The sequence below is a fragment of the Gracilibacillus caseinilyticus genome, from assembly GCF_022919115.1.
GTDB classification, from domain to species: domain Bacteria; phylum Bacillota; class Bacilli; order Bacillales; family Amphibacillaceae; genus Gracilibacillus; species Gracilibacillus caseinilyticus.
Genome location: NZ_CP095072.1, coordinates 4,013,481 through 4,039,618, shown reverse-complemented (window position 1 = coordinate 4,039,618; position 26,138 = coordinate 4,013,481). Strand labels below are relative to the sequence as shown.

Genomic DNA, 26,138 nt, shown 5'->3' with positions numbered 1-26,138 from the left:
GCCCCACAGTTCGCGGAGCATATTTCCAGAGCTTTGCTAAGCATCTAAAACATTTCAAAATTACCACTTTGTATTATAGTTCCACTTTACATAATCCGTATTATAGGTAACTTTAATATATACAAAGCAAGGATCGGACGCTTTTAAGCCTGATCTTTCCTATCTTTTTAGTAAACGAATGATCGTGGATCAAAAAGGTATGAATGACAATACGATATAAAGAGGTATTCTTCTTTTTCGAAGCAATTATAAGTTTTAGAATACTGAGCGATTACAAGCTGTTATTTTATAAGGACGTAGAAAGCCTTATTATATGTATAGTTGTTTCACACTTTATATTTACAGCATAATAAAAAAGCCGAGCAGTATGGCTACTCGGCTTTGTAGATGTTATTAGCAATGTTTTGCATAGGCATCTGTCAGTTGAGAAACGATGTCTTCTACTTCATAGCCTTCAATTTGTTCACGAGGGATGAAGTGCTTTAATTGACCATCTTTAACAAGGGCCATTGAAGGTGAAGAGGGTTCCACATCCTTGAAATAATCCCGCATTTTTGCTGTTGCATCACGATCCTGACCAGCAAAAACTGTCACCAATTGGGATGGTTTTGTTTCTCCTTGAAGTGATTCAATGGCTGCTGGTCTTGCTAATCCTGCAGCACATCCACACACAGAATTAACGACGATAAGGGCTGAATCTGTATTAGTATCCATAAATTCATCGACTTCGTCTGGTGTAACGAGTTCTTTAAAGCCAGCGTTCGTTAGTTCATCACGCATAGGTTGCGCAATTTCTCTCATATATTGTTCATAAGCGTTCATTCGTTTACCTCCTCTAAAACATGACTAATTTGATTTTAACAAATCTCGCATCATTCTACGACCTATTTGTTTTAAAAAGGATCAGAAATAGTTACTTTTAACCAGCCTCTGACGCTATTGATGAACCAGACCTGATCATAGTCGCCTAAATCATCAACTAAGATGGACTTCTCTTTTATTCTATTTTCCTGTAGTAAGCGCTGACGGAAAGTACCTGGCAATAATCCGTCCGAAACAGGGGGGGTGAAAAATTCTCCATTTTTCTCGATCACAACATTTCCAATCGTAAATTCTGTTACATAACGATCTTTATTCCAAAGTAATGAGGTAAATGCGTTTGCAGGCTGATGTTCAGAAATGCTGTCATATGTCGTTCTTCTTGTTGTCTTATGATACAAATAAATCTCGTCTTTATTAACTGGAAACGGCGCAATTATAGCGGAAACTGGTTGCTGAACAGTGGCAATCACTTGACTGTTTATCTTGATTTCACCATTACGGTGATACAGAAGTCTGACCTTGTAGGTATCAGACTGATATTCAGCTGCTAAAGCCAGTAATTTAGTGCGCACGTTGTTTTCAGAAAAAGAAAAACCAAAATACTGAGCTGAATTAGCAAGCCTTGACATATGTTCCTCTAATAAAGGGAATTCCCCATTTTCTAATAATAGGGACTCTATTAATGAAATTTCTTCGCGTTTTTGTTTTAGTATTTCCGCTTTGTGCTGTAGTTCTTGATATTCACCTTTACTTGATGAGTCCCAAGTAATTCCGCCACCGGTTCCATATGTTGCTTTGCCTTCGTTGATAATAACAGTCCGAATTGGGACATTAAATGTAGCAGAACGATCAGGACTAATCCAGCCAATCGCTCCACAATATACTTCTCGAGGTGTATTTTCCAGTGTTGCAATATATTTCATTGTTTCTACTTTAGGAGCGCCTGTTATGGAACCGCAAGGAAATAATGCTCGAAACCACTCAAAAATTGTTTCGGTTTCCAGTTCTGCTGTGATGGTCGAAGTCATTTGGTGAACAGTAGGATATGTTTCTATGTCAAATAAGCTTTTGACTTGAACCGTTCCTGGCTTAGCTATTCTTCCAAGATCATTTCGCAATAAATCAACAATCATTACATTTTCAGCCTGATCCTTCTTGGAATGTCTTAATGCTTTTTTTAAATGTTGATCCTCTTCAAAGGTTTTTCCTCGTTTTATTGTTCCTTTCATCGGTTTTGTTGTAATCACGCCATTTTCCACAGCAAAAAATAACTCAGGGGAAACAGAAAGGATCTGTTGCGAACCAATGTCTAGAAATGCGCTGTAGGAAGCGTGTTGATTAGCCAGTAACTGCTGATAATAGTGATAAGCAGAGCCATTGAAGGTTGCTTCGAGTCGTGTTGTGTAATTAACTTGATAGGTGTTGCCTTCAGCAATCGCGTTTTTAATTTGGTTGATATGCTTGTGATACTGTTGGAAGTCCGTTGTATTATGCCAATCAGACAAATATTGTAATGATTGTTCAGCGACTATTTCTTGATCGTTTACCATCTTGTCATAAGCAGCAAACCAGACAAGCGGTAATTTGTGATCTGTATTTACTTCATAAGCTGGATCAAAAGCTGGTGCTGCTTCATATGAGACAAATCCTGCAATATAATAGCCGTTATTCAAATAGGCTTCTATTTCTTGGAAAATACGATGTATTTGATGGATATTATCTGTTTTCCAAATCTGGACAGGATCGATAAATTGTTGGACATCATGATCAAAATTGAATTGCAATAATGGCTGTGTCATGTATATCTCTCCATTGCTTGATTGAAACTATTCCGGATCATGTCAAAACCATATTCCGTTAAAATAGCCTCAGGGTGAAATTGAATACCTTCCACTTGAAAATGATGATGTTTGATACCCATAATTTCATTCGAACTTGTTAGTGCAGTAATGTCAAACTGTTCAGGAATGTAGTGGGTAACTAATGAATGATATCTGGTCACACGAATCTGGTTAGGAACCCCTTCGAAAACACCAGTACCAGTATGGCTTATCACAGAAGTCTTGCCGTGCATGGGTGCAGTCGCTTTGCTCACCTTTCCATCAAAATAATGTACCATCATTTGCATTCCTAAACACACACCAAATATCGGTGTAGTAGGATGAAAGTGATCCAGAATATCGAAGCAAACGGGTTGATTTTCTGGTGCACCAGGACCAGGTGAAATAACGATCAGGCTAGGTTTCATTTGTGCAAGTTGTTCGATCGTGACTTCATTGACTCTAATGACACGTACTGTATCCGTTAGTTGCCGGTAATATTGTGCAAGGTTATATGTAAATGAATCATAATTATCGATAATAACAATCAAAGATTTCTTCCTTTCTATATCAATATACCATTAGTTATTATAGCCGATAACACCGTTATATACGAACAATATGTTAAGTACATATCATACTTAACATTTATAAACGATGATTAATTGTACCTTATAAAGACAAATAGGAACTTGATATTATTTAACCTTAAAGCTATAATTAAATTTATTGCGTTAATAATGATGATCATTATCAATTAGATGCAAAAAATAACAGGATATGAGGAATGCACATGAGATTATGGATATTAATCATTTGTGCCATTATCCTGTCATTTATTTCGCTTTTTGTAGGTGCGATAGATATTAAAGTAAGTGATTTGCTAGACTTTCATTCTGATAAGTTTCAAATCTTTTTAGTTAGTAGAGTACCTCGGTTGTTGGCGATTATTATGGCAGGGGCAGGAATGAGTATCGCGGGTTTAATTATGCAAAGTTTGAGTCGTAATAAATTTGTTTCTCCTACAACTGCAGGAACATTAGATGCGGCGAAATTAGGAATCATGATTTCCATGCTGTTTTTAACGAATGTTACATATACACAGCAAGTTATTTTCAGTTTTGCATTTGCTTTAGCAGGAACATTTATTTTTATGCAAATTTTAGATCGTATAAAATTTAAAGATGTTATTTTTGTACCATTAATCGGGATAATGTATGGAAACATTTTATCATCGATAACGACTTTTTTTGGTTATGAAGCAGATATTCTTCAAAACATTTCATCTTGGTTGATGGGGAGTTTCACATTAATTATTTCTGGTCGTTATGAACTGTTATATGTCAGTATACCAGCAGTTGTATTGGCATACCTTTATGCGAACAAGTTTACAGTTGCTGGAATGGGAGAGGATTTTGCCAAAAATATCGGATTAAGCTATAAGTTCGTGCTTAATATTGGGCTCGTTCTAGTTGCAATCATATCTACATCCGTCGTACTAACTGTCGGGATGATACCATTCTTAGGTCTAATTGTCCCTAATATTGTCTCTCTTTATCTGGGGGATAATCTAAGAAAAACCATTCCCCATACAATGGTACTTGGGATTGTATTTCTATTAATTTGTGACATTATGGGTCGTATCATCATTCATCCTTATGAGATACCTGTAAACGTAACCGTTGCTGTAATCGGAAGTGCGATCTTCCTAATTATGTTACTTAGGGGGAGAGTATATGCGAAAAAATAGTGCGAAGTTAATTTTTTTATTGGTGCTGGCAATCATTTCGATACTTTTTTATGCATTTTATGATATTAAAGGCGGCTTTGATTATGCTTTCCCCAAACGTGTCATAAAAATTTCAGCGATGATTGTGACAGGAGTAGCGATTTCTTATGCTACCGTTGTGTTCCAGACCATAACTCATAACCGTATTTTGACTCCATCAATAATGGGAATGGATTCCATGTATGAAGTAGTCCAAACATTGATATATTTCTTTTCGGGTTCCATGTCGATCTGGGTGGTAAATCGATATTTGAATTTTGGAGCCGCAATTATTGCAATGGTTTTATTTGCGCTTATTTTATATCGTTTTCTATTCCGATCTGATAAGCATCCTATTTATCTATTATTATTAGTCGGCATGATATTAGGGACACTTTTAGGTAGTTTTGTAACGTTTTTGCAAGTGTTAATCGATCCAGTTGAATATTTAAGCTTACAAACGATGTTATTTGCGAGTTTCACAAAAGTTAAAGCTGAATTGCTATACATTTCTATTGTTATTTTAATTATTACGTTTATTTATGGCTATCGAATTATGGATAAACTGGACGTTATGTCACTAGGCCGTGAAAATGCGATGAACCTTGGAATTAACTATGATCGTATGGTAATGAATATTTTAATTTTATCTTCTGTACTGATTGCAACGTCGACCGCTTTAGTTGGTCCCATTACATTCTTAGGATTAATTGTCGCGAATCTGTCTTATCAGTATTTGATAACATATAAACATTCCATCTTAATTTTAGGTGCAAGTCTAATTAGTATTATCGCTTTAGTAGGAGGACAATTCCTTGTCGAACATATTTTTGAACTACGTACCACGTTAAGTGTAATGATTAACTTTATCGGTGGTATTTACTTCATTTACTTATTATTAAAAGAAAGCAGGGCTGCATAATGATAAAAATAAAGGAATTAACGAAGCGTTTTGGTAAAAAAAATGTAGTCGAAGACGTTTCTGTAACGATTGAGCCAGGTACCATTACATCATTTATAGGTCCAAATGGTGCAGGTAAATCAACATTGCTGTCCATGGTAAGTCGATTATTAGAAGCAGATACAGGTGAAGTCCTACTGGATCAGGGAAATGTACAAAAATGGAAATCGAACGAATTTGCAAAACGAGTTTCAATTTTAAAACAATCGAACCATACAAATGTCCGTTTAACTGTCCGTGAACTAATTTCATTCGGTCGTTATCCATATTCGAAAGGTCGTCTAACTGAAAAAGATGAAGAATTTGTAGATCAAGCGATGGATTATATGAATTTACATGATATGCAAGATCAATTTATTGATGAACTTTCTGGAGGACAGAGACAACGTGCGTTTATCGCAATGGTAATTGCACAAGATACTGATTATATTTTATTGGATGAACCTTTAAATAATCTGGATATGAAGCATTCTGTGCAAATTATGAAAATTTTACGCAGGCTTGTTAATGAGCTAGGTAAAACAGTTGTGATTGTGTTACATGATATTAATTTCGCATCCGTTTATTCAGATCGTATTGTCGCTTTAAAGGATGGGAAATTAGTGAAAAACGGGCCGACAAACGACATTATTAACTCCGAAGCTCTCCGGGATATTTACGATATGGATATTCCGGTTCAGGAACAGAACGGTTGCCGAATATGTGTATATTTTAATGCGCAGTCATAAATATATATGAAGAAATAAATGCCTTAATCAAAGCAATTAAGGCGTTTATTGATAAAACTATTTTACAAAGAAGTAATTTACAGAAAGGTTACATTCTTTTTGCGAATTTGAAGTCAGCGATTGATCACAAACCCCCCCTCACAATAAAAAAACTGGCATAATAGTCTGCAAAACGATTAGGTGTAAACAATATCTACAACAATATTTCAAAAATATTACACTTAATCATTGACAACGGTAAAGCATTTGCATATAATGATAATTGTTATCAATGATAACGATTATCATTATCGACGAGATATATATTATTATTGTAGGGGGAATACAGGAAATGAAAAATTGGAAATTTCTGAGTTTTATATTAGTTTCACTAATCTTTGCTTTAGCAGCATGCGGAGGAGCAGATAATTCTGCTAGTGGAGAAACTGCGGATCAAGAAGAACAATCAACAGAAGAAGGTAATAACGAAAGTTCAGAAGAGTCTATAGAAGAATCAACTGACGAAGCTAGTTCTACATATCCAATGACAGTTTCATCTACCGTTTCTTCATCTGAAAGCAGAGATGGAAGCTCCACATATAATTTTGAAGATGTAACGTTCGAATCAATGCCAGAAAAAATTGTCGTTTTTGATTATGGTTTCTTGGACACTTTAGATTCACTTGGGGTGGAAGGTATTGTCGGTGTTGCAAAAGGTTCTACTTTACCTGAGCATCTTGAAGATTACTCAGGAGATGAGTATACGAATATTGGTACATTAAAAGAGCCTTTACTTGAAGATATAGCTGCTTTAGAGCCGGATGCCATTTTTATCTCTGGTCGTCAATCTGCATTCTATGACCAATTAAAAGAAATTACACCTAATGTTGTCTTTGTTGGTACTCAACAAGATGATTACTGGAATACATTCATGGAATCTGTAGATATTGCAACGCAAATCTTTGGTAAAGAAGCGGAAGCAGAAGAGTATCTTGCTAAGTACGATTCAGCTTTAGAAGAGGTCAACACGCTAGCAGGTGAATTTGAGACAAGTTTAGTAACGATGTATAACGAAGGAAGCTTATCTGGTTTCGCTACTAATTCCCGTTTTGGCTATGTTTATGATGTACATGGTTTCCAACCGGTAACGGAAGATATTGAATCATCTTCACATGGCTCGAACTTTGGATTCGAAGCGATTTTGGAATTTGATCCGGAAGTATTATTTGTAATAGACCGTACAGCAGCAATTGGTGGGGATTCCAATATTGAGGCTGATATGGAAAATGACATTATAAAACAAACTACAGCTTACAAAAATGATCATATTATTTATTTAGATGGACCGCTTTGGTACTTGAGTGGTGGCGGTTTACAATCCGAACTTGCAAAAATTGAAGAGATTGTAGCTGAGTTAGAGTAAATCAATAAATTAACGAGCAGAGCTACCGAAAAGTCAGCAAACACTGATTTTTCGGTAGTTTTTATATTTTTACTATCATCAAGTCGAATGGCAGTAGCAAGCATTCACAAAAAAGATGTAGGGGTTCTTATAATATGGATTATGTAAAGTAGTTTAGATGTAATTTTGAAATGATTCATGTGCTGGGAGACCGCTCCGGACAACCACTTCGCGTCCTGTGGGGCATAGCTATATTAGTGGGAGAATAAATTTCCATAATAAGTTTTTCAGTGACCTCGAGTCTACATGGTTGGCCTGCGCTATGGTACAGATTCTACAACTTAAGTGTGAGAATGGATATAGTGAAATATTATTTGTATATAACACTTTGCTTAGCACTTGCTGCTTTTAGCTGTTTCTAACGGTATAGCACTTCACTGAAGCATATTTCCGGAGCTTTGCTACGTATATACAACCTATCAAAATTACCACATTGTTAAACAGTTCCAAGTTCTACTTTACATATTCGATATTATAGGTAGTTTTAGAAGAGGAAAGGCCAATCTTCCATCTATATGATAGGTGCAAATTGAATCGGTCGATATTGAAATTTATCAATTTTATTTGACAGGTAATCATAATTCGGAAAAAGTTATTTCTGATGAGGTATAAATACTTATTAATTTTCCTGTTTTTATGATATAATTATACCATAAAGTCACATTTATATTAGAAACTAATGAGATGATGTTGTAACTTGGTATACAATTAGGTATTATGAGAAGTAAGAACTGATTATATTTTACTAGTTATGAATAGGAGAAATGAAAATGGCATCATCAACGGAAGTGAATGTGAACGAAATAATTAAAGAATTATATAATGGATCGGTGAAGTCGATTAAAAGTGTTGTACCTGTTGAGCATGAATTCGAATCTCCTAAAATATCAACAAATCCATTAAGTGTCGAGTATGGTGTTCTTATCGGGTACAGCGGCACCTTTAAAGGTGATTTATTAATCCAGGCTAGCCATTCCGTATTTAGCTCGATTGGCGAAGCGTTGTATGGCATGCAATTATCAGCAGAAATGCTCGATTCATTTTCCGGTGAATTAGGCAATATGCTTGCAGGGGGTCTGTCTACACATTTAGCTGACGCCGGTATTGAAACAGACATTACTCATCCCACTATTATCAGTGGAGAGGCAAGGTTAACAGGATTTAAGCGAGTATTAGAAGTAGCCATTCATTATAAGCGTATCGGTGATATGAAAATGTCACTGTTATTAAATCAATAAACAGGTTGGTGATGGAATCGTGGTACAAACAATGACGAAGACTATTATTTTTAAATTAAACAACCAGGAATACGGGGCGAATATTGAGCAGATCATTTCCATTGAAAGGTTTGAAGAGATCGTACCTTTGCCACAAACCTCTGATTTTATTAAAGGAATCATTAATTTGCGCGGAAGTGTCATTCCGATTGTCGATTTAAGAACAAGATTAGGATTGATAGAGGCTGCGCCAACGGAACAAACCAGAATTTTAATTGCGAATGTCCGTGATTTTCGTTTAGGACTCATTGTTGATGAAGCTACTGATGTTATTGACATTCACCCAGATAGTATTGAGGATGCACCTGAGCTTGTCAAGAGTGTAGATTATCAATACATGAAAGGTGTCGCAAAGTTAGAGGATAGAGGCATGTTGTTGTTATTAGACTTAAACCATGTGTTAAGTTTACATGAATTAGAAGAAGTACAACATGTAGCAGCAGAATAAATTTTTGGTCAAATAACGGAGGGATTTGAGTTGGCTCAAGTATTGATTGTAGACGACGCTGCGTTTATGCGCATGCAATTAAAAAATATCTTCACGAATTTAGGTCATGAAGTAGTTGGTGAGGCAGCAAATGGGCAAGAAGCTGCTCAGTTATACGAGGAATTAAAGCCAGAAATTGTATCGATGGATATTACGATGCCGGAAATGAACGGTGTAGAAGCAACGAAAATAATTAAAGAAAAGGATGCAAATGCCAAGATTATCATGTGTTCCGCAATGGGACAACAACAAATGGTTTTAGACGCGATAAAAGCAGGTGCTTCGGATTTTATCGTTAAACCATTTACAGAAGATAGAGTGAAAGAGACGTTGGAAAAGTTATTGTAATACTACATAAAAAAGTGATCATATTTTGGACAAATATGATCACTTTTCTTATAAAGAGCTACAATTTCCTTCCGCTGTGTTATCCTGCTTTTACTGTTACCGCTAATTTTTTTTGTCCGGAGACCATAGCAACTGATTTTACAGATTGAATAATCAGTCCTGAAAATAAGGCATTTAGCAATGTACCAATACCAATCGCACCATTAAAGAAAAAGGCAACGATTACTAATATAATGCTGATCAATGCACGAGAACGTGTAAATGACCATCCGGTTTTATCTGTAAGGATTACCATTGTGCGGTCCATTGGGTTAGGAGCAAAGCTTGATTCTAGATAGATAGCTACTCCAATACCAGTACATACTATTCCTGATACAAGACATATCCATTGTCCAACTGCGCCATCAGGAGATAACCAGGAGTTCTGAATCATTAACCATGAATCAATGCCAATTCCTGTTATGAATGAGGTTAGAAGAGCAGAGAATTCTGGCTTCGTTTTAAGTGTGATTGCGTTTATAAGTACAAAGGTAAAGCCTAAAACTATTTCCCAGCTGCCGACGGATAATCCAAATGTTCGAAACAATCCAACGAGTAAAGCATCAAATGGTGAAGTTCCTAAATGAGATTGAATAGTTAAGGATATACCTAATGTTAATACCGTTATACCTAAAAGATAAATAAAAAAAGAACGTACAACTTGTAGCATAAATCCCTCCTCCCTAGCATCATTCACTATAACAGAAAACAAAATAGAAGGAAATATTATCTCGAAATATTATGAATTTCTAGGTTGAATTTTACTTTTGTTGTGATTTTTATGTCAGGGTAACTTTTTTCCCATTCTTCAAGATTCCAATTTCTAAAATGTGATCTTGCAGATGCTCCGATCATCAGTGGATCAATTTCTAACTTTTGAAATGTTGCCGCTAATTTATCTCCTTGTTTTTCTAAGTGTTCAGATATATTTTTTTCTAGTTTTCTTTTTTCTTTAAACGTTTTCATACCCATTTTATCAGATTCTACTAGAATGCCGATAATATCCTCTCTAATCTCTACATGATCTTTGGATTTCCAGGTTACCTTTCTGTTGGAACGGATGGATTTTATAGCAATTGAATTTTCTGTAGTCTCTTGATCAAATTCATATGCGCTGCCTTTGGTATCCTTGTATAACATATGAAATATAAAAAACTGATCATAATTAATTCGGTGTACTAATTTATCCCCTTTTAAAAATCCAATACCAACAATATCAATCGAAGGTGTGCTTGCTTTTAAAATGGGCAGAAATGGATCCATACCTTCGCCAACTAGGCGATAATTAAATTGATGAAGATTCATCTTGGGTATCATCGATTGTGTATTCGTATCGATTAACTGTTCAAGAAATCTAGGTAATGTATGCTCCAATTTATATTCCTGATTTAACATCTCCTCTGCAGTACCATCAGCAATGGCAAGATATAAGTTTCTCCCGATTGCTGGATCCTCACTTATTCCCATCACGATATCCTGAATCCCTTGCTTTGCAAGTTCTTCTCCAAAAATTACGCTTAATAAGTTTCCGACCTCCACTCGAAAAGGTGCTTTTGTCTGAATCATCGCATTAATATCCTGAAATGTCTCGGCACTGCCGGAATATCGTATATTATCACGCATATTTGCTTGTTCACTGCTTCCGTACAAAGGAGCAACGGCAGTACCTTTATAATTTTGTGTATTTGAATTCCAATCATAGCCCATCGTCATAATTAATTCTACATCATCAATGACTTTGGTCTTCACACAGCCGGTCATTAACATGCAACAAAGGAACAGCATGGTTGTTTTTTTAGCTTTTAGCATATTTTTTTCTCACTCCTGCCACTATCTTATGGATGATAAATAACAAGGGAATATAAACAAACATTAAATATACGCCTACTTTTGAAATGAGTGTGGTTGCTTTTTCAATAATGAGAAAATTTTTAATATAAAAGACGCTTGAAATACCCAAAATTGTAGCTGCAATGCCGATGCCACTAAATGACAAATTGGTTAGCCGGTGAAAACATTGAACCCCTGCCCAAAAATAAATAGCACAAGTAGCAATAATCGCGATAAAGTGTAAGCTGATTCCAATGAACTCAAATCGCTCGATAAACGCAATGCTGATCACTTTCCACAAATGAAGAGTTGGCCAGGACACATATTGGATCTGTAATTCATTATAATACATAAATATTGCTATCGCAGAGAAAAGGTAAACAAACGAAGTTAGCAGGTTACCCGATAATGCCCATTTTAATCCGGATTGAAAACGATGGATAAATGGAGCATAGATTAAAATAAGCTCAATTCCCAAAAAACTAAACGACATTGGCTCAACAGCTTTTAATATATCTGTTAATGGATGAATAAATACAGGTAATAGGTTTGTGAAATGTCCATCAATGAAAGCTTGATATTTAAATATCGCTAAAAAAGCTGTTACAAATATACTAAAAAAAGCAAATCCTACTACAATACGAAACCCACCTAAACAAATGTAAAGGAATAATAAAAACAGCACTATTAAGAACAAAGTGATCGAAATATCTGGAAAGAACCAAATTTGAATAATCTCAATATATGAGCGGATAACGATAATGGAAATAGCAAGAAAGTAAACACAAAAAGTAAACGAAAGAATATTTCCTATTATTTTTCCGAATGTTGTTTGATGTATATCGATCAAATCAACAGACTCATCACCAATTATTTTCCATATCATCACAATTACAATAGAAGTTAACACAGCAGTGATAGGAATACTCATCCAACTATCATAGCCTGCTACCTCTGCAATCTGCCTTTCAAAACTTAATATCCCTTCTCCTAATTGGGTAGCATGAATGATAAATATGAGTAAAAAAGGTGATACCATTTGAGTAATATCAGGTTTAAAGTCTTTCATACTTTCCCTACTTTCGTTTATCATGCTTCTTCAATGTGCGTGATGTATTAATACGGTTTTTATCTTTTGCTCCACTTAATATAGGTCTTTTTCCTTGTACATCAAAAGGTAAACGAATAATCGTGTCTTTAAAATCCTTCCACCTGAATGGATAGATGGGTTCAAGGAATGGTCTTCCAAGAGAGGTTAATCTTAGCAGATGGGTAACGAAAAACATAATACCAATAACAACACCTATCATTCCCCAAAGTTGTGCAAAGAAGATAAAGGGGAAACGAATTAAACGAATGGTATTACCAATACGATAAATAGGAGTAGTAAAGGAAGCAAGTGCGGCCAACGCAACAACAATGAGAAGTACATTACTCGTTAGTCCTGCTTCAACAGCTGCTGTTCCAATAACGATACCACCAACAATACCAATTGTTTGACCGATCTTTGTAGGGAGTCGTGCCCCTGCCTCTCTTAAAAGCTCAATAGTTAATTCTAAAATTAATACTTCAATAATTGGTGGAAAAGGAATGTCTTTTCTAGACGAAATTAGTGTCCCTAGTAAATCACCAGGTATAATGTGATAGTGATAGGTTAAGACTGCCACGTACATTGGTGTTACAAGCACTGAGAAAATAACGGCAAAAAGGCGAATAAGTCGAAATGCAGTAGCAATATGCCATGATAAGAAATAATCCTCATAAGCAGCAAAAAATTCTACTAAAGTGGTAGGAGCAATCAGCACATGAGGAGATCCTTCACAAACAATAGCAATTTTTCCTTCAACCAACGCACTGCTCACACGATCTGGTCGTTCCGTATCCATAAATTGTGGAAAAGGTGATTGAGAATTATCAGAAATCATTTGACTGATAAATGAGCTGTCAATAATTTGGTCATATTCAATGTCGGTAATGCGCTGAATAATTGTATCGATATTCGTCTGATTTGCAATTCCGTCTATATAAATGATTGCTACATCTGTCTTCGTAATCTTTCCAGCGTTTAACTTTTTTACGTGAAGCTGGGGCAGACTAACTCTTTTTCTTATTAAACTAATATTCGTTTGCATGTCCTCAATAAAAGCTAGCTTTGGACCAATTACACTAAACTCGATTTCTGGTTGAGATATCTGCCGGTCTGTATTAAATTTGGATGGAATAAGTAAAATCTCTTGTGTATTATCATTTAAACAAAGTGCAATAAATCCTACTAGAAGCTTCTCTTCAATTTGTCGGATATCAGAGGTCACGTAAGATTGTGTAAACGGCACTATATTTTTTAAAACATCAATATCCTGAATCTCAGCATCTTTTAACGTATCCAACAAATTTGCTTCAATTTTTTCTGTATTCGTTAAAGACTCAAAATAGTAAATCGATATATTTTTCATGTTTCCTAAATGAAATTCAAAAAAATCATCACTTTTGTGCATGACTTGCATTAATTGATGAAAGGTTTTAGTTTCTTCTGATGATTGTGATTTCTTTGCGGATGAGTTTAATCTTTTGCGAATCAATAGAAACTTCCTTTCATGCGAATAATTAATGTTAGTATGTGGTTATGAACATGAAATATACATATTATAAATCCACTTTAGAATGAGTAGATTGTTGGAAATTTTAGTGTTAGTTCGCTATGATCAATAGTAAATAGCCGTAGAAGGAGGGACTGCATGAACTTGTCCAATAACTTTATTCAAACTGATCGTCAGGAACAACTGTATCAAAAAGCTGCCCAATTGGCAGAAAAATTGAAGGAAAGTAGGCAACAAGCTGACCAGTTGGCAAGTTTACCTGTTGAGAATCTTGATGCATTGCGAAAAGAAAAATACTTATCTTTAACATTACCAGAGCAATATGGTGGAGAAGCTCTGTCTTTATATGAAATGTTATTAGTTCAAGAGAAATTAGCAGAAGGGGATGGCGCAACAGCGTTATCGGTTGGTTGGCACTTAGGAGTAGTCAAAGAACTCAGTGAAGAAAATCTATGGAAGCCATCTATGTTTGCACAAATTGCGAAAGAAATAGCGGGAAAGCAAATATTGATTAATCGGTGTGCAACAGAGCCAGCGACAGGAAGCCCCACACGTGGAGGCATACCTGAGACAAAGGCTGTGTTAGATGGTAATGAGTATGTGATTGATGGACGGAAAAGCTTTACAACCATGGCAGAAGTATTAGATTACTACATTGTAACAGCACATGTGAAAGAAAAGGATGCAGTCGGTTCATTATTAATCCCTAGGGAAACTGAGGGCATTTATGTAGAAAAAACGTGGGATACTTTAGGGATGAGAGGAACTGGCAGTCATGATTTAATACTAAATCATGTTCGTGTGCCAAAAGCAAATTTGGTGGAACTAAGCGATAAACCTAAAAAGCCAGGTCCAAAAGGTTGGCTTTTACATATTCCTGCTTGTTATTTAGGTATAGCTATTGCAGCGCGAAATGATATTATAAAATTTGCGAAAAACTTCCAGCCTAACAGTCTAAATACTCCAATTTCAGAAGTGGAGCATGTGAGAAATAAAGTAGGAGAGATAGACCTGAAACTGTTACAAGCTCGTTATTTTATGTATAGTGTTGCAGAGAAATGGGATCAAAATCCCGATAAGAGGTCACAGCTTATGAAAGAACTTGGGGCTGTGAAATTAGTAGCGACAAACAGTGCGAATGAAATTGTTGATCTGGTGATGAGAATTGCAGGCGGTCGAGGTTTATCAAAAAACATGCCATTTGAGCAATATTATCGTGATGTACGTGCTGGGCTTCATAACCCGCCAATGGATGATATGGTTCTCTCATTACTTGCGAAAAATGCATTTTCTTAAACAAAAGCATGCTATTAAGCATGCTTTTGCTTTGTTTTTATTTCTTCTACAATTTGGTGATAACTGTGTAATAATTCCTCAAAGCGATCTTCCCATTTTTGCTTTTGCGCATAGCGGATGGCATTCTGTTCTAATTGTTGCCGCCATTCAGCGTCTTCTAAAATCGATCGAATCGAATCAGTATAAGAATTAATATAATTGCTATTACATAATTTTCCTGTAAAACCTTCCTGAATAATATTTTTCACGCCACCAGCGTTCGCTGCCACAACAGGAGTACCTGTTGCTAAAGCTTCTAGCACAACATTTCCGAATGTTTCTGTTTCGGAAGGGAAAATAAATAAGTCACTTGTAGCAACAATTTGAGCTACTTCTTTTTGTGGTAAAAAGCCTGTATAGGTTACTTGGTGTTGCCAGGTATTCGTTAGTTCAGCCTTTGAAGGGCCATCACCAACAATTAACCAATGAATATCTTTTCTCAATTTAGGTGGCAGTTGTTCTGCAATTTTAGGTAACAATTCTACATTTTTCTCAGGCGCTAATCTCCCTACATAGCTCAGGATATATTTTTGTTTTATTTGATATTTTTGACGGATAACAGAGCGTTCATAACTAGGGTGAAAGACATTCATATCAACGCCACGCTGCCATATTTGTAATCGTTGAAATCCTTTTTGCTGCAATTGGTCCCTTGTAACCGCTGAAGGTACAAAAATTCGCAGTAAGGGCTGATGGAACCATTCCATATAACGCCATAATGCCTTTGATAAAAGTGTGAGATGATAATATTTTAAATAGTGATCAAAATCAGTGTGATAGGAACCAACAACTGGTATGTCATATTTTTTTGCGAGGTGTAATCCGGCCAATCCGATCGAGAAGGGTGTGGCTACATGAATAATATCCGGTTGAAATTTTTTGATAATTTCTTTCAGGTGAATGGTATTTGGGACAGAAATACGACAATCCTTATAGAGCGGAAAAGGAAAGCTGGATTGACGGTAAATTTGACCAGCGTTTATTTCTTTTCTGGTAAGTTTAGGTGAAATAACAATATACGAATGATGACTCTTGTCAAGATACTTGGTTAATCGTCCTAATGTTTTGGCCACACCATTTACATCAGGCAGGAAAGTATCTGTAAAGATCGCAATTTTCAAATTGTCTCCCCCCTTAAATCACTTGCTTACTACAAACATATGTCGAAAAGTTGTAAAGAACAACAGTTATATGTAAAATATTTGTAAATAAAAAATTACACACGAGATTTATAACGTGGACGATAAACAGGAGAAGGGTTTTTGTGGAGCTTGCGTATATATAACAAAACAGAACCGGGCACACACCCGATCCTGTTTCAAAAGGAAAGTATATAATTACCTCAAGCCGAAATACTAAAATTTTCGCTTGAGTTTGGGAAAATAGAAGTGAAAGTAAATATAATACGGATTATGTCAACTTAGTGGTAATTTTGAAATTGTTAATGTGCTGGGATATTGCTCCGTCCAACCACTTCGCTTCAGCACCTGCGCAATTGCGGGAGTCTACGTGTTTGGACTACGCTAGGATAGGTATTCTACAACTTTTATAAGAGCTAGCATATTGAGCGCATCCATAAGTAACAGCACTTGAAGTAATAACATAATGCCTAGTTAGCTTTTCCGTACGCGTTGTAGCACTTCCTTAAGCGTAGGAAATATGAGAGCTGAGGATCCATTTTGGCTTTGCCTGTGACTACAAGTATCGCTTCAAAGTGAGCTTCCTCGGCACAAGGCAGCAACCAAGTAGTATCCTATCTAAAGCCGTGCCCCCACAGGAAGAGGGGCATATTTCCGGAGCATAGTTAGGGCACAAAAATTTTTCAAAATAGACACATTATAATACAGTTCTATTTTCATAATCCGTATTTTAGTTAGTTCATTATATACTTTGTTCTTTAGCTTTTATTTAATTGGAAGTGTACTTTCATTGACAAGTTGGGCAAAACCCGTAAATTTCGAATTTGTGATCGTCAATCATATATTGTTTTAATTCTTCGGATAACTGATCCATTGGACATTGGTGTATTTCCTTGGTTACACCACACTTTTTGCAAATAAAGTGGTGATGGTGATGATGGTCACATTTAAGCCGGAAATGCTTTTCGCCATTGAGTTCAGTAGATTCTAAAATCTCTAATTGATCAAACAGATGGAGATTTCGGTAAATGGTATCAAAACTGATTCCTACGTAATTCGGCTCCATGTTTTCCAATAAGTCTTTTGCTGTCCGGTAGCGATTCTCTTTTTCGAAAAAATCAATCATATGTTTTCGTTTATCCGTATATTTGTAACCTTTCTCTTTCAAAATCGTTAATGCTTCACTGGTATTCATTCGATCACCCCGTTTTTGATCCGATGCTTGCGGCTTTTCACTTTAGCTATCACATTTTTAATCAGCATCGTTGCAATTAAGAACAGAATAAGCAGCATGACAATGGTTCCGCCTGGTGGAATTTCTAAATAATAACCGGCTACCAAACCAAAAATAACCGCTGCTTCTCCGTATATTATCGCATAAATGATCGTTTGTTTAAATCCTTTTGCAATACGAATGCTAGATGCTACTGGTAAGGTCATAAGAGAGGAGACCAGTAACACACCGACGATCCGAATGGATGCAGCAATAACCAAGGCTGTTAATACAATAAAGATAAAATGAATTCGTTTAGCGTGAATACCTGTGACAACTGCTTGCTCTTCATCAAATGACAAGAGAAACAATTCTTTATATAAAAAGTAAATCACTGTACATACAATTATCGCTATTCCGATAATCATATATAAATCTTGCCTGCTTACGGCTGAAACCGACCCAAATAAATAATTGTATAAATCAGTGTTGAATCCGTTCGCCAAAGATATAAAGATGACACTTAAACCGACTCCGCCAGACAGTATGATAGGGATCGCTAACTCCTGGAAAGCCGTATAGACACGGCGCAGTCGTTCTACAATAATAGATCCAAGTACAGAAAAGCCTAAACCAGAATAGAAAGGTGTAATCAGCATAGCACCTGTCTTTTTTTCTAAAAATAGTCCGAAAGCAATGCCGGCAAGTGTCACATGGGACAGGGCATCAGCTATCAACGATAATCTTCTTACCACGATAAAAGCTCCAAGTAAAGGTGCGATTATACCTATAATAATACCGGTCAAAAATGTATTTCTTAAAAACTCATATTCTAATAAATTCGCTAGCATACCATTTCCTCCATTAATGCTCGTGTGTGACTACATGTAGCGGATGTCCGTAGAAATCAGATAATTGATCTTTTGACATGTTGTTAAACTCATTCGGATTTCCATGGAAATGCAGTGATTTGTTCAAACAGGCTATCTTAGAGGCGTGATGTGTCATCGTTCCAATATCATGAGTAACCAGTAATAAAGAAATTTGCTGCTGATTTAATTCATGTAACAAGTCAAAGAATTTATCTGCATTTTCTGCGTCTACACCGACAGTTGGCTCATCTAATATTAATAGCTGGGGATCGCTGACAAGGGCACGTGCGATAAAGACGCGCTGTTGCTGCCCGCCAGACAGGTTGCCGATATTTTCTTTGAAATAGCTCGACATACCAACTTTATCAACAGCTTGAAATACCTTTTCGTGATCGTAAGCAGTTGGTCGTTTGAAGTATCCGAGCTTTGACGTCAGCCCCGCTGTTACGACTTCTTCAACGGTAGCGGGGAAGCCCCGGTTGAAACTGTTTGCTTTTTGCGATACATAGCCAATTTTATTTTTCTCTTTAAATTTACGAATTGGCTGATCAAATAATTCGATCTTGCCATTTGTAGGTTTGACTAGCCCTAACAGTAATTTAATTAAAGTGGTTTTCCCACCGCCATTTGGTCCTATCAGTCCGATAAAGTCACCTTGTTGAATGGAAAAATCGATGTGAGACAGTGCTTGCCGATCTCCATAGTAGAAACTGACATCGCTCATCTCTACAATCGTCTTGTTCATAATTATCACCTTCGCTCAAAAATCTTTACTAATTATATCGTAATCATTACGTTTTGTAAAATGTTTGTTCCTATATAGTATTTCACAATATGGAAAATACATGTTGAAATTAGATCATTTGTTTTTAATACCTGTTTTCGTTAAAATAATAGCAACGAATAATGGGAGGAATTAACATGACGTTGAAATTTTACTGGTATCCTAAATGTGGCACATGTCAAAAAGCAAAAAAATGGTTGGACAATCATGAAATCAATTATGAATCCATACATATTGTCGATCAGCCACCGACTGAGTTAGAATTAAAGGGAATTATCGAAGCAAGCGGGTTGCCGTATAAGAAATTATTTAATACCAGTGGAAAAAAGTATCGTGAACTAGGCTTAAAAGATAAATTAAAAGATGCAACAGAAGAGGACATGCTTGCTTATTTAGCTTCTGACGGTATGTTAATTAAACGGCCGCTAACATATGATGGTAACCAGGCAACGGTAGGTTTTAAACAAGAAACTTTTGAAAATACATGGAAGTAAACATACATTAATAGGAGGAATCTGAAATGACATTACCAAAAGACTATTTATACTCAAAAGAGCACGAATGGGTGAAAAAAGAAGCCAATAACGTGCGTATCGGTATTACCGATCATGCTCAGGATGAATTAGGAGATATTGTCTTTATTGAGCTCCCGGAAGTTGGCGATGAGATTAAATTAGATCAGCCGTTTGGAAGTGCAGAATCAGTTAAGACGGTTTCTGAGCTGTATGCGCCTGTTTCAGGTAAAGTAGTTGAAGTAAATAACAATTTAGAGGATAGTCCGGAATTAGTCAATGAGTCTCCGTATGAGAAAGCTTGGATGATTGTCGTTGAACCAGCCGATTCAGCTGATTTGAATCAATTATTAACTGATGAAGATTATCACCAGTTGATTAACGAAGTGTAAGAAGTAGCATTCGCGATAAGCGAATGCTATCTTTTTAGCCGGAAATAACTGAGAAAGAGCTATAATGATAAAAAGATGGAATAATTCCCGATGATTCACTTAAATTATTTATTAATAAAGCTTTATTTTTTGTTCATGTTAAATAAATCCAAATTTTATTTGCGCAAGATTGGCTAGTTTGTCATAAGATATTAACATATATCCATAAGATAAATTAACAGGGTGTCATTTATATTTGAACTTTGATGAAGTAGGTGAGCCATTTGACAAGACAAGATATAAAAGTAATCATTGTGGAGGGTAGAACAGATAAAGAGAAAGTATTGAAAGTGGTGAACGAAGACGTAGAAATCGTCTGCACCAATGGGACGATAAACGTAGAACGATTGGAAGATTTAATCGAAATGTTTGATATGGATCATCGAGATGTGTTTATTTTAGTGGACGAGGATAACGCAGGAAAAAAGCTAAGAAAGCAATTATCGAAAGAATTACCACATGCTATCCATATTAATATTGATAAATCCTATCGCGAAGTAGCAGCAACTCCTGAATCGGAGCTGGCTGTCGCGCTTGTATCCTCTCATATTAGAATTAATCCCAATTTTTTATAGAAGGTGATCGACATGATGGAAATGACAACCGAAAACTTTGCTGAGATTTTGCAAGAAAAGCAATCCTTCGTTATGTTTGTGCATACACCTTTTTGTGCAACATGTCAGTTAGCTGAAAAAATGATCACGATAATGGAACAAACAGATTCATCTGTTGAATATTATCGTATGAACGCTTCTTTCTTTCCGGCATTCATGGAGTCAAACAGAATTCATAGTGTACCTGCTTTGTTATTCATTCAGGATGGTCAAGTTATAGATCAGTTGTATGCCTTCGAATCTGTTACAAAATTACATGGTGTAATCGATGGTTGGAAGCAAAAACAGAGCATTTCTTAATAAAAGTTAGCAAAAACGACAAATTGAATATCATTGGTAATTTGTTTGTGAGAGATAAGAGTACGAGATGCTGTGTAAAAGTAAATAGCGTTATTTGCTTGTTGGTTACACTGTGAGAAAATGTTACAATATTAACTGTCCAAATAAAGAAAGGATGGGTTCATTATTAGTGACCAACTAGCAAATCTACAGTATACACCCGAAATGGAAAAGGCAATGCACCAGTCTCATGGTGTAGGCTATGCAGAATACGGTCGTAAGCTTTCTAAAATGTTGAATGTAGAAAAGCGAAGAGAAAGCAGTTATAAGAAAAGCTTGAATGTTGTAAAAGATATTGAACGACAAGTGCACAGATAAGTAAAAGTGCGTTAGAGGCAAAAATGAATAAATGAAAATAGACATAAAAAAACAGCTGCATGCGCGCAGTTGTTTTTTTCTTATATGAAAAGAAAGTGTGCAATTTTTACAGAAGGGAATCGTAATGCGGATTGGAAAGTAAAAGTAAGAGTGCTTATAAGACGGATTATGTAAAATAAAGAGGTATTACAATTTGGTGATTTTGACATATTGTATATGTTTAGCAAAGCTTCGGAAATGATTGGCCGGAACGGTATCATAGCACTTTAAAGTTCTCAAAATTACCACTCAAGCTAGTTGGCATAATAGGTATTATAGGTAGTTGTTTAAACTTAAGTTAGTAAGAGTCCGGTGTGTTTAGCCAAGTTTTTCTTATGATTATAGAAAGTTTAGAATAACTGTTAGTAAATAGGAATGTGGCCACGTTTTCTTATAAAGGATACCCAAATAATTAGAAATCTGTTTTGTTGAGTTTTACGTATTATAGCATTCCTTTTTCTAAAAAAATACATGAATCGATAATATCCGCTTATATGTGGTATAATAACAGACGGTAGGGAAAAGGTCAGTCATTTTAATATGTAGTGAAAAGGTTGATTATAGATTCGAAATAGTATAAGATTATAATGAGAATAAAGTGAGAATGAATTTAATTCCACTTCATATCAATAACATTTATAAGTTTTGGAGGTATGTAGTTATGGCAAGTTCTACTCTAGAAATTAAGGATCTTCATGTTGAAATTGAAGGTCAGGAAATATTAAAAGGTGTTAACCTTACAATCACTGGTGGGGAATTTCATGCAGTAATGGGTCCAAACGGTACAGGTAAGTCTACATTGGCTTCAGCTATCATGGGTCACCCGAAATATGAGGTAACACAAGGTCAAATTATTCTTGATGGAGAAGATGTTTTAGAAATGGAAGTAGATGAGCGTGCAAAAGCTGGTCTATTCCTAGCAATGCAATACCCAAGTGAAATCAGTGGTGTAACAACTTCTGACTTCTTACGTTCTTCTATCAATGCACAGCGTGAAGAAGGTGATGAAATTTCCTTAATGAAATTCATTAAAGAAATGGACGGAGCAATGGATTATCTTGAAATGGATAAAAACATGGCACAACGTTATTTAAATGAAGGTTTCTCAGGCGGTGAGAAGAAACGTAATGAAATTCTTCAATTAATGATGATTCAGCCTCAAATTGCCATCCTAGACGAAATTGATTCTGGTCTTGATATCGATGCGTTGAAAGTTGTATCTAAAGGAATCAACAAATTGCGTAGTGAAGACTTCGGTTGCTTAATCATCACTCACTATCAACGTCTATTAGACTACATTACGCCAGATAAAGTTCATGTAATGATGCAAGGACGCGTTGTGAAATCTGGTGGACCTGAATTAGCTCAACGTCTAGAAGCAGAAGGTTATGACTGGATTAAGCAAGAATTAGGTATCGAAGATGAAACTGTAGGACAAAACGCGTAAGTAGGAGGTATCGTATGACTGTGGAAACTAAACTGCCATATGATCAGGACTATGTCCGGTCATTCTCAGAAAATAGAAATGAACCAGAATGGATGAAAAACTTGCGTTTACAGGCACTTGATTTAGCAGAAGGTTTAGAAATGCCTAAACCTGATAAAACAAGTATTAAGCGCTGGAACTTTGAAGATTATAAACATGATGTAAATGGTGACGCGATTTCATCACTTGATGAATTACCTGAAGACATTCAAGTATTTCTTGATGTGGAAAACCAAAATCAGAATTTAGTGATTCAGCGTAACCAATCCGTTGCTTATAAAACATTAACAGCTGATCTTGAAGACAAAGGTGTTATTTTAACGGATATTCAAACAGCATTGAAAGAACACAGCGACCTTGTACAACGTTACTATATGAAAGATGCGGTACAAATTGATGAACACAAGCTTACAGCATTGCATACCGCGTTAATGAATGGTGGCTTGTTTGTGTATGTACCGAAAAACGTACAAGTCGAAGAGCCGCTTCAAGCCGTTTTCTGGCAAGAAGATCTAAATGCTGGGACATTTAATCATGTTATTGTTGTTGCAGAAGCAAACAGCTCTTTAACATATGTAGAGAATTATATTTCCCAAAATAAAGAAGAGCATGCAGTAGCAAATATCGTAACAGAAGTTATTGCACATGATAATGCAAATATCAACTTTGGTTCTGTTGATAATTTTGCTGCAGGAACTACTGTTTACGTCAATCGTCGTGGAATTGCTTACCGTGATGCGAAAATCGAATGGAACCTTGGACAAATGAATGATGGTAATACAGTATCAGAAAATATTACACATCTAATTGGAGATAATTCCTATTCATATGCCAAGACAGTTTCTGTTGGACGTGGTACACAAGCACAAAATTACACTGCTAAGATTGTAAACTTCGGTAAGCAAAGTGAAGGTTTAATTTTACAGCACGGTGTAATGAAGGAAAAAGCTTCTACTATTTTCAATGGTATCGGAAAAATTGAATATGGTGCTACTAAAGCTAATGCTGAGCAAGAATCTCGTGTATTAATGCTAAGTAAAGATGCTCGTGGAGATGCCAACCCAATTCTTCTCATTGATGAAGATGATGTAACAGCTGGTCACGCAGCATCTGTAGGACGCGTTGACCCGGTTCAATTGTATTATCTAATGAGTCGCGGTATTTCACAACAAGAAGCAGAGCGTTTAATTATTCATGGTTTCTTGGCACCAGTTGTAAAAGAAATTCCGATTACAGCGGTACGTGAACAATTAACAGAGGTAATTGAAAGGAAAGTATATTAATGGATGTTCAAGCTATTCGTGAGCAGTTTCCAATTTTAAATCAAGAAGTAAATGGTCATCCACTTGTGTATTTAGATTCTGCCGCTACGTCGCAAAAGCCGTTACCGGTGATTCAATCATTAGAGGCTTATTATCGTCAGCATAATTCTAATGTTCACCGTGGTGTTCATACGCTTGGAACGAGAGCGACAGATCAATACGAAGGGGCAAGAGAAAAAGTCAAAAACTTTATCAATGCCGGTTCTACACAAGAAGTTATCTTTACACGTGGAACCACTACCTCGTTAAACATGGTTGCTTACGGATATGCTCGTCATTTTCTTAAAGAAGATGATGAGATAGTCTTAACGCAAATGGAACATCATAGTAATATTATTCCATGGCAACAGGCAGCCAAATATACCGGTGCCAAGTTAAAATATATTCCAATGGAAGCTGACGGAACCATCACTTTGGAGGCTGTTCGTGCTACAGTGACAGACAAAACAAAGATGGTAGCTGTGACGCAAGTGTCAAATGTACTTGGTACGATCAACCCGATCAAAGATATAGCACAAATTGCACACGAGAACGGTGCTATCATTGTAGTGGATGGTGCACAGGGCGTGCCACACATGCAGGTGGATATGCAAGAACTCGATTGTGATTTCTATGCATTTTCTGGTCATAAAATGTGTGCACCAACCGGAGTCGGAGTCCTTTATGGTAAAAAAGCATTGTTAGAGAAGATGGAACCAGTAGAATTTGGTGGGGAAATGATCGATTTCGTTGATTTATATGATTCAACGTGGAAAGAGTTACCTTGGAAATTTGAAGGTGGTACACCTATTATTGCTGGTGCTATCGGTTTAGGGGCAGCTATCGATTTCCTAAGCGAAGTGGGTATGGATAACATCATCGAGCATGAGCAGCAAATTGCCAGCTATGCTCAGAACAAATTGTCCCAAATAGAAGGAATTAATATTTATGGGCCAGAGCACCGAGCAGGCTTGGTAACGTTCAATATAGAAGATGTTCACCCTCATGATACAGCTACTGTGCTTGATGCGGAAGGAATTGCCGTGCGTGCTGGTCACCATTGTGCACAGCCTTTAATGAAATGGTTAAATGCTACAGCAACAGCTAGAGCGAGTTTCTATTTATATAATGATGAAAGTGATATTGACCGGTTAGCAGAAGGAATTCAGCGAGCGAAGGAGTATTTCGGCGATGTCTTTTGATAATTTGGATACATTGTACAGACAAGTAATTATGGATCATTACAAAAACCCTCGCAACCGTGGAACTTTGGAGCAGGAATCTGTTACAATAGATATGAACAATCCTACATGCGGTGATCGCATTGAATTGCACCTTCAAATCGAAGATGACATCGTTACAGATGCAAAATTTGAAGGGGAAGGTTGTTCCATCAGTATGTCATCTGCTTCAATGATGACACAAGCGATCAAAGGGAAGAAAAAGGAAGATGCGTTAAAAATGTCAACCATCTTCTCGAAGATGATGTTAGGGGAAGATGTGGAAGATGTGGAATTCGACCTGGGAGATATCGAAGCACTACAAGGTGTAACTAAATTCCCAGCCAGAATAAAATGTGCAACGTTGGCGTGGAAGGCGATGGAAAAAGCAGTTGACGCTGATGAAGAACAGTAAGT

28 protein-coding genes are annotated in these 26,138 nt (G+C 36.3%); 17 read left to right on the top strand and 11 right to left on the bottom strand.

Going from position 1 to position 26,138, the window contains the following annotated elements; genetic code table 11:
• Positions 1–393: 393 nt before the first annotated feature.
• The 3 genes from MUN88_RS19460 to MUN88_RS19450 all read right to left on the bottom strand — a co-directional run bounded on the left by MUN88_RS19460 (position 394) and on the right by MUN88_RS19450 (position 3,193).
• Positions 394–822, bottom strand: coding sequence for a BrxA/BrxB family bacilliredoxin (locus tag MUN88_RS19460; RefSeq protein ID WP_244718367.1), 429 nt, complete (start codon positions 820–822; stop codon positions 394–396).
• Positions 823–893: 71 nt separating this feature from the next.
• Complete coding sequence (gene pabB / locus MUN88_RS19455) at positions 894–2,621, bottom strand: aminodeoxychorismate synthase component I (RefSeq protein ID WP_244718365.1); 1,728 nt, start codon at positions 2,619–2,621, stop codon at positions 894–896.
• Positions 2,618–3,193: an anthranilate synthase component II gene (locus tag MUN88_RS19450; RefSeq protein WP_244718363.1), complete on the bottom strand. Its 576-nt coding sequence runs from the start codon at positions 3,191–3,193 to the stop codon at positions 2,618–2,620. Before MUN88_RS19450 ends, pabB begins: the two co-directional genes overlap by 4 nt.
• Before the next feature lie 242 nt (positions 3,194–3,435).
• Between MUN88_RS19450 and MUN88_RS19445 the strand changes: the two genes are divergently transcribed.
• From MUN88_RS19445 to MUN88_RS19415, 7 genes are all read left to right on the top strand, one after another.
• Complete coding sequence (locus MUN88_RS19445; protein WP_244718361.1) at positions 3,436–4,392, top strand: ABC transporter permease; 957 nt, start codon at positions 3,436–3,438, stop codon at positions 4,390–4,392.
• Complete coding sequence (locus MUN88_RS19440; protein WP_244718359.1) at positions 4,379–5,332, top strand: iron chelate uptake ABC transporter family permease subunit; 954 nt, start codon at positions 4,379–4,381, stop codon at positions 5,330–5,332. Before MUN88_RS19445 ends, MUN88_RS19440 begins: the two co-directional genes overlap by 14 nt.
• Positions 5,332–6,099 (top strand): iron ABC transporter ATP-binding protein, encoded by a 768-nt coding sequence (locus tag MUN88_RS19435; protein ID WP_244718357.1) that lies wholly within the window; start codon positions 5,332–5,334, stop codon positions 6,097–6,099. Before MUN88_RS19440 ends, MUN88_RS19435 begins: the two co-directional genes overlap by 1 nt.
• 331 nt (positions 6,100–6,430) lie before the next feature.
• A complete protein-coding gene (locus tag MUN88_RS19430) occupies positions 6,431–7,501 on the top strand; it encodes a siderophore ABC transporter substrate-binding protein (protein WP_244718355.1) in 1,071 nt (356 codons plus the stop codon).
• Positions 7,502–8,310: 809 nt separating this feature from the next.
• Positions 8,311–8,778, top strand: coding sequence for a chemotaxis protein CheX (locus MUN88_RS19425; protein ID WP_244718352.1), 468 nt, complete (start codon positions 8,311–8,313; stop codon positions 8,776–8,778).
• A 19-nt stretch (positions 8,779–8,797) separates the two neighbouring features.
• On the top strand, positions 8,798–9,265 hold the full coding sequence (locus MUN88_RS19420) for a chemotaxis protein CheW (protein WP_244718349.1): 468 nt from the start codon (positions 8,798–8,800) through the stop codon (positions 9,263–9,265).
• Between the two features lie 30 nt (positions 9,266–9,295).
• Positions 9,296–9,652: a response regulator gene (locus MUN88_RS19415; protein ID WP_305852480.1), complete on the top strand. Its 357-nt coding sequence runs from the start codon at positions 9,296–9,298 to the stop codon at positions 9,650–9,652.
• A 79-nt stretch (positions 9,653–9,731) separates the two neighbouring features.
• On the opposite strand, the gene MUN88_RS19410 is transcribed toward MUN88_RS19415, so the two are convergent.
• From MUN88_RS19410 to MUN88_RS19395, 4 genes are read right to left on the bottom strand one after another with little or no spacing between them, the layout of a single operon-like run.
• Positions 9,732–10,361 carry a YczE/YyaS/YitT family protein gene (locus tag MUN88_RS19410; RefSeq protein ID WP_244718346.1) on the bottom strand — a complete coding sequence of 210 codons (630 nt, stop codon included), beginning with the start codon at positions 10,359–10,361 and terminating at the stop codon, positions 9,732–9,734.
• Positions 10,362–10,417: 56 nt separating this feature from the next.
• Positions 10,418–11,500 carry a Ger(x)C family spore germination protein gene (locus tag MUN88_RS19405; RefSeq protein WP_244718344.1) on the bottom strand — a complete coding sequence of 361 codons (1,083 nt, stop codon included), beginning with the start codon at positions 11,498–11,500 and terminating at the stop codon, positions 10,418–10,420.
• Complete coding sequence (locus tag MUN88_RS19400; RefSeq protein WP_244718342.1) at positions 11,487–12,590, bottom strand: GerAB/ArcD/ProY family transporter; 1,104 nt, start codon at positions 12,588–12,590, stop codon at positions 11,487–11,489. The genes MUN88_RS19405 and MUN88_RS19400 overlap by 14 nt, the downstream gene beginning before the upstream one ends.
• A gap of 7 nt (positions 12,591–12,597) precedes the next feature.
• The gene (locus MUN88_RS19395) at positions 12,598–14,025 is read right to left on the bottom strand and encodes a spore germination protein (protein WP_369810005.1); all 1,428 of its coding nucleotides are present in this window, start codon (positions 14,023–14,025) and stop codon (positions 12,598–12,600) included.
• Positions 14,026–14,256: 231 nt separating this feature from the next.
• Between MUN88_RS19395 and MUN88_RS19390 the strand changes: the two genes are divergently transcribed.
• The gene (locus MUN88_RS19390; protein WP_244718338.1) at positions 14,257–15,414 is read left to right on the top strand and encodes an acyl-CoA dehydrogenase family protein; all 1,158 of its coding nucleotides are present in this window, start codon (positions 14,257–14,259) and stop codon (positions 15,412–15,414) included.
• Between the two features lie 14 nt (positions 15,415–15,428).
• On the opposite strand, the gene MUN88_RS19385 is transcribed toward MUN88_RS19390, so the two are convergent.
• The 4 genes from MUN88_RS19385 to MUN88_RS19370 all read right to left on the bottom strand — a co-directional run bounded on the left by MUN88_RS19385 (position 15,429) and on the right by MUN88_RS19370 (position 19,422).
• Entirely contained in the window at positions 15,429–16,574 is a 1,146-nt protein-coding gene (locus MUN88_RS19385; protein ID WP_244718336.1) for a glycosyltransferase family 4 protein, read from the bottom strand.
• Between the two features lie 805 nt (positions 16,575–17,379).
• On the bottom strand, positions 17,380–17,787 hold the full coding sequence (locus MUN88_RS19380; protein WP_244718334.1) for a Fur family transcriptional regulator: 408 nt from the start codon (positions 17,785–17,787) through the stop codon (positions 17,380–17,382).
• On the bottom strand, positions 17,784–18,656 hold the full coding sequence (locus MUN88_RS19375; RefSeq protein WP_244718332.1) for a metal ABC transporter permease: 873 nt from the start codon (positions 18,654–18,656) through the stop codon (positions 17,784–17,786). Before MUN88_RS19375 ends, MUN88_RS19380 begins: the two co-directional genes overlap by 4 nt.
• A gap of 13 nt (positions 18,657–18,669) precedes the next feature.
• The gene (locus MUN88_RS19370) at positions 18,670–19,422 is read right to left on the bottom strand and encodes a metal ABC transporter ATP-binding protein (RefSeq protein WP_244718329.1); all 753 of its coding nucleotides are present in this window, start codon (positions 19,420–19,422) and stop codon (positions 18,670–18,672) included.
• A 176-nt stretch (positions 19,423–19,598) separates the two neighbouring features.
• Between MUN88_RS19370 and MUN88_RS19365 the strand changes: the two genes are divergently transcribed.
• The 9 genes from MUN88_RS19365 (at position 19,599) to sufU (ending at position 26,136) form a co-directional block, all read left to right on the top strand.
• Entirely contained in the window at positions 19,599–19,955 is a 357-nt protein-coding gene (locus MUN88_RS19365) for an arsenate reductase family protein (RefSeq protein WP_244718325.1), read from the top strand.
• A 26-nt stretch (positions 19,956–19,981) separates the two neighbouring features.
• Positions 19,982–20,365: a glycine cleavage system protein GcvH gene (gcvH, locus tag MUN88_RS19360; RefSeq protein ID WP_244718322.1), complete on the top strand. Its 384-nt coding sequence runs from the start codon at positions 19,982–19,984 to the stop codon at positions 20,363–20,365.
• Positions 20,366–20,619: 254 nt separating this feature from the next.
• A complete protein-coding gene (locus tag MUN88_RS19355) occupies positions 20,620–20,979 on the top strand; it encodes a toprim domain-containing protein (protein WP_369809904.1) in 360 nt (119 codons plus the stop codon).
• Positions 20,980–20,991: 12 nt separating this feature from the next.
• The gene (locus MUN88_RS19350) at positions 20,992–21,318 is read left to right on the top strand and encodes a thioredoxin family protein (RefSeq protein ID WP_244718316.1); all 327 of its coding nucleotides are present in this window, start codon (positions 20,992–20,994) and stop codon (positions 21,316–21,318) included.
• A 204-nt stretch (positions 21,319–21,522) separates the two neighbouring features.
• The gene (locus MUN88_RS19345; protein ID WP_244718313.1) at positions 21,523–21,675 is read left to right on the top strand and encodes a YuzK family famiily protein; all 153 of its coding nucleotides are present in this window, start codon (positions 21,523–21,525) and stop codon (positions 21,673–21,675) included.
• 700 nt (positions 21,676–22,375) lie between these two features.
• A complete protein-coding gene (gene sufC, locus MUN88_RS19340) occupies positions 22,376–23,161 on the top strand; it encodes a Fe-S cluster assembly ATPase SufC (protein ID WP_244718310.1) in 786 nt (261 codons plus the stop codon).
• A 14-nt stretch (positions 23,162–23,175) separates the two neighbouring features.
• Positions 23,176–24,483, top strand: coding sequence for a Fe-S cluster assembly protein SufD (gene sufD, locus MUN88_RS19335; protein ID WP_244718308.1), 1,308 nt, complete (start codon positions 23,176–23,178; stop codon positions 24,481–24,483).
• A complete protein-coding gene (locus MUN88_RS19330) occupies positions 24,483–25,703 on the top strand; it encodes a cysteine desulfurase (protein WP_244718305.1) in 1,221 nt (406 codons plus the stop codon). Before sufD ends, MUN88_RS19330 begins: the two co-directional genes overlap by 1 nt.
• Complete coding sequence (sufU, locus tag MUN88_RS19325) at positions 25,693–26,136, top strand: Fe-S cluster assembly sulfur transfer protein SufU (protein WP_244718302.1); 444 nt, start codon at positions 25,693–25,695, stop codon at positions 26,134–26,136. The genes MUN88_RS19330 and sufU overlap by 11 nt, the downstream gene beginning before the upstream one ends.
• Positions 26,137–26,138: the final 2 nt, after the last annotated feature.